The 4,720-nt window shown below is 74.0% G+C and carries 4 protein-coding genes; all 4 read right to left on the bottom strand.

The genetic code is table 11. The features are described from left to right. Positions 1-688 precede the first annotated feature (688 nt). The gene (locus tag ACZ4NB_RS38415) at positions 689-1,651 is read right to left on the bottom strand and encodes a cation diffusion facilitator family transporter (RefSeq protein ID WP_467667695.1); all 963 of its coding nucleotides are present in this window, start codon (positions 1,649-1,651) and stop codon (positions 689-691) included. A gap of 168 nt (positions 1,652-1,819) precedes the next feature. Then, positions 1,820-3,034 carry a mannose-6-phosphate isomerase, class I gene (gene manA / locus ACZ4NB_RS38420; protein ID WP_467667696.1) on the bottom strand — a complete coding sequence of 405 codons (1,215 nt, stop codon included), beginning with the start codon at positions 3,032-3,034 and terminating at the stop codon, positions 1,820-1,822. 98 nt (positions 3,035-3,132) lie between these two features. Then, positions 3,133-4,269: an SIS domain-containing protein gene (locus ACZ4NB_RS38425; RefSeq protein WP_467667697.1), complete on the bottom strand. Its 1,137-nt coding sequence runs from the start codon at positions 4,267-4,269 to the stop codon at positions 3,133-3,135. Between the two features lie 77 nt (positions 4,270-4,346). Further along, positions 4,347-4,529 (bottom strand): Trm112 family protein, encoded by a 183-nt coding sequence (locus ACZ4NB_RS38430; RefSeq protein ID WP_467667698.1) that lies wholly within the window; start codon positions 4,527-4,529, stop codon positions 4,347-4,349. Between the last annotated feature and the right edge of the window lie 191 nt (positions 4,530-4,720).

Consider the following 4,720-nt stretch of genomic DNA (forward strand, 5'->3'; position numbering starts at 1 on the left):
CGGGGATCTCCGTGTGGTCGGCGGGGATCTCGCCGTGCGGTCGGCGGGACGTGGTCGCCGGGAGTGGGGGCGTACAGGCGTGGGGGCGTACGGCTGTGGCCTCCATGGCGTGGAGTCGTACGGCTGTGGCCTCCAGGCATGGAGTCGTACGGGCGTGGAACCGGCGGGTGTGAGCGATGGGCGTGATCGAGGGGCTGGGAGTCGTGTGGCGGGCTGGGAGTCGTGTGGCCGTGGTCGACGGGCTGGGAGTCGTAGCGGCGAGGGCCCGCGTGTAGATCCACGGGCTGGGAGCGGACCGGTGAAGTCCCGCCTTAGATCCACGGGCTGGGAGCGGAGCGGCGGAGGCTCGCGGTAGGTCCACGGGCACGCAGTAGGCCGCAGGCTTGTAGGGAGAGGGGGCGTCGTCGGGCCCGGGTTCTTTACGGCGAAGCCCTGCGGCGGGCTCGGCCCCCTGCAGTGCGCGCCCAGACGACGGCGAAGGCCCCCGCGCTCCCAAGGAGTGCGAGGGCCTTCGCTGCGGCCTTCGGCCTGCGCTCGCGGCCTGCGGCTCGGGGCCGGCTGGCTCAGCCCCCAACGGCCGTCAGAGCCTCAGTGACCGTCAGAGCCTCAGTGGCCGTCAAAGACCGAGCGACCGTCAGAGCCTCAGTGGCCGTCAATGACCGAGCGGCTCTCAGAGCCTCAGTGGCCGTCAGTCCGTGTTCTTGGTCGGGTCGGCCGTCGCGGTCGTGGCTGCCGCGGCGGTCTCGTCGTAGATGTCGGGTTCGAGGTAGATGACGCGGGCGATCGGGACGGCCTCGCGGATGCGGGCCTCGGCGGCGTCGATGGCCTGGGCCACCTGGGCGGCGGTGTCGTCGTTGCGGACCGCGATCTTGGCGGCGACCAGCAGTTCCTCGGGGCCGAGGTGGAGCGTGCGCATGTGGATGACGCGGGTGACGACCTCGCCGTCGACGACGGCCTCGCGGATCTTGGCGACCTGCTCGGGGCCGGCCGCCTCGCCGAGCAGCAGCGACTTGGTCTCGGCGGCCAGGACCAGGGCGATCAGCACCAGCAGCGCGCCGATGCACATGGTGCCGATGCCGTCCCAGATGCCGTTGCCGGTGGCCAGGGTGAGGCCGACGCCGCCCAGTGCGAGGACCAGGCCGACCAGTGCGCCGAAGTCCTCCAGCAGGACGACCGGCAGTTCGGGGGCCTTGGCGCGGCGGACGAACTGGGTCCAGGTCTGCTTGCCGCGCAGCTCGTTGGACTCCTTGATGGCCGTGCGGAAGGAGAAGCCCTCGGCGATGATCGCGAAGACCAGGACGCCGACCGGCCAGACCCAGTTGTCCAGCTCGTGCGGTTCGTGGATCTTCTCGTAGCCCTCGTAGAGGGCGAAGACGCCGCCGATGGTGAACAGGACGATGGAGACCAGGAAGCCGTAGATGTAGCGCTCGCGGCCGTAGCCGAAGGGGTGCTCGGCGGTCGCCGCGCGCTTGGCCTTCTTGCCGCCGAGCAGCAGCAGGCCCTGGTTTCCGGAGTCCGCGAGGGAGTGGACGCCTTCTGCCAGCATCGAGGACGAGCCGCTGAAGGCGAAGGCCACGAACTTCGCTGCGGCGATCGCCAGGTTGGCGCCCAGCGCCGCAACGATCGCCTTTGTCCCGCCTGATGCGCTCATAGGTGCCGCATGTCCCTTCCGTCGACGGGGCTCGCCTCTTTACCGCCCCTTTAATGCCGTGCGGCGGTCATTGTTGCAGCCCGGCGGCGGGCGGCCGCCACGAGGCCACCTGCCGGACGGATTGCGCTGCTCGCCCCTGCCTCCCCGGGGCGCGGTGCGGCTACTCCCCTAGGCGACGACCGTCGCGCGGAAGAGGGTGCCCTCGCCGGAGAGCGTGAGCCGCTCGTCGGCCGGTACGAACGCGGACTCGCCGGGTGCCAGGGTCAGCTCGGCCCCGGTGTCCCCGGTGTCCCCGGCGGCGCCGTGCAGCCGGACCGTGCCCGCCGTGCAGAGCAGGATCTGCGGTGTACGGGAGTGCAGCGGGCGGGGGGCGGCGCCGGGAGCCAGGACGAAGCGGGAGAGCCGGAACTCGTCGATGGGGGTCTCGTAGGTCTCCTCCCCGTCGACCGCCTCGGGGCGCAGTACGCCCGGGTCGCCGGCCTCGAAGCGGACCACCCGCAGCAGTTCGGGGACGTCCACGTGCTTGGGGGTCAGGCCGCAGCGCAGCACGTTGTCGGAGTTGGCCATCAGCTCGACGCCGAGGCCGCTGAGGTAGGCGTGCGGGATGCCGGCGCCGAGGAACAGCGCCTCGCCGGGCTGGAGCCGGACGTGGTGGAGCAGCATGGCGGCGAGGACGCCGGGGTCGCCGGGGAAGTGGTGGGCGATACCGGCGTAGGCGGCGTAGGCGGCGGCGTGCTCGCCTCCCTTGGTGGCGAGTTGTCCGGCGGCGAGGGCGGCGCGCTCGACGGTGTGGGCGATCTCGTGGGGCTCGGCGCTCAGGACAGCGGTGAGGACCTCGCGCAGCGCGTCCTCCTCGGGGCTGGCGCGCAGGATGTCGACGTACGGCTTGAGGTCGTCGACGTCGAGGGCTTCGAGGAGGTCGGCGGTCTGCGCGGGGTGGCGGAAGCCGCACAGGCCGTCGAAGGGGGTGAGCGCGCAGATCAGCTCGGGCTTGTGGTTGGCGTCCTTGTAGTTGCGGTGGCCGGCGTCGAGGGGGACGCCGCGCCGCTCCTCGTCGGCGAAGCCCGCCTCGGCCTGGGCCAGGTCGGGGTGGACCTGGAGGGAGAGCGGTGCGCCGGCGGCGAGGACCTTGAGCAGGAAGGGCAGCCGGGGGCCGAAGGCGCGGACGGTGTCGGGGCCCAGTTCGGCCTCGGGGGCGGCGTCGATCACCTCGGCCAGGGAGACGGGGCCGGCGCCGCGGTCGATGCGGGAGGGGGCGCCGGGGTGGGCGCCCATCCACAGTTCGGCCTGGGGTTCGCCGGTCGGCGCGGTGCCGAGGAGCTCCGGTATGGCGGTGGTGGAGCCCCAGGCGTAGGGGCGCACGGTGTTGGCGAGGCGGTCCATGGGGCTGTTGCTTCCTTACGCGTCGTACGTGACCGGGTGGGTCGTACGTGGTGGACGGGGTGTTCGGCCGCGGCGGGTGCGCGGCCGGCCGTCAAAGGTCACTCGGTGCCGGCGAGCGCCAGGTAAACGGCACCGAAATCTGCGATGGCGAGGAGTTCCGCGGCCTTCTCCAGATCGCTGCCGGTGTCCGCCTGCAGTTCGCTGACGGCGGTGTCGCGCTCCTCGGCGAGGGCGTGCGCGGCGCGGGTGGCGGAGAGCGGTCCGGGCTCGTCCTCGCGCAGCAGGACGACCCTGGCGTGCATCGCCGCGGGCTGCTCGACCCGGTCGCGGAAGAAGTCGTCGGGGTCGGCGCCGGCGGCCAGCGCGCCGGCGAGCAGGGTGCGGTGGGTGGTGAGCGCCTCGGGCAGTTCGGCGGCGAGGGCGGGGCGGCCGGCGAGCCCGGCGAGTTCGGTGGCGAAGTGCCGGCCGACGGCGCCGGCGATGGCGCCCTCGGTCCAGATCAGCGGGAGGGCGTCGGCGAGGTCGGCGGCGAGCGCCTTGGCGGGGTTGGTGTAGGTGGGGATGGCCGGGCCGCAGCGTTCGGCGATCTGGTCGAGCCGGTCGGCGAGTTTGCCCAGGGCGTCCGGTGGGGCGCTGAGCAGGCCGATCCGGTCGGCGAGCGCGAGCAGCGGGATCAGCACCGACCAGAGGGTGCCGGGGGCGGCCGGGGGTGCGCCCTCGACGTCGAATTCGGCGTCGTAGGAGGTGGTCGCCAGGGGGACGGCGAGGCCGCGGGCCTGGATGACGGCGTCGGAGAGCGGGCCGCCCGCGGGGGTGACGGCGACGACGGAGCAGCCGCGGCGGTATGCCTGTTCGACGAGTTCGGCGAGGCCGGGGTCGGCGGCGTCGGGGCCGGCGAGCAGCAGCAGGTCCAGGGGGCCGGCCCAGCCGGGCAGGGTCCAGCGCAGCGCTCCGGGGAGCGGGGCGACGCCGGTGGGCTGGATGAGGCCGACCGGGCTGCTGCCGCCGCTGAGGGCGCGCAGGAGGTCGGCGACGCCGGCCGCGGCGGGGCCGGGGCCGGCGACGAGGACGGCGCGCGGCCGCCCGTCGGGCGTCAGTTCCGGGATGCCGGATTCGGCGGCGCCGCGGGCGGCGGTGCGGACCCGGGCGCCGGATTCGGCGACGCCGCGCAGCAGTCCGAACCGGTCGACGCCGGCCAGTGCGTCGGGGGTGTCGAGGAGTGACTCGTCGAGCATGGTGGGCGCGGCCTCCGATCGCCGGTGCGGGCGGGATTGCGCCGGGCGGTGCCGGGGCGGGCCCGGCGGTGCCCGGGTCAGGCGGGGCGGCTGGCTTCGTCGACGAGGAGTACGGGGATGCCGTCCCGGACGGGGTAGGCGAGGCTGCAGTCCCCGGAGGTGCAGATCAGCTGCGCGGGGTTCGCCTCCGTCCGGTCCTGAAGCGGGGCGTGGCAGGCCGGGCAGGCGAGGATCTCGATCAAGCTGGCTTCGACCGGCATGGAGGGTGCTCCTTCGGGGTGGGTGCGGCGTGGCCAGCGTACCGCCGGACGGCGGGGGACGGCCTGCCCGGAGGGGATGTGCGGTGGTGGGGGGGGGGGGCGGGGGCGCCCCCCCCCCCCCCCCCGAGAGATTTTTTGTTGGGGGTCTGCGGGTTTCGCCCCTGATGATCCCCCCGCCCCCTCCTCTTGCC

The sequence above is a fragment of the Streptomyces sp. NPDC026575 genome, assembly GCF_055567415.1.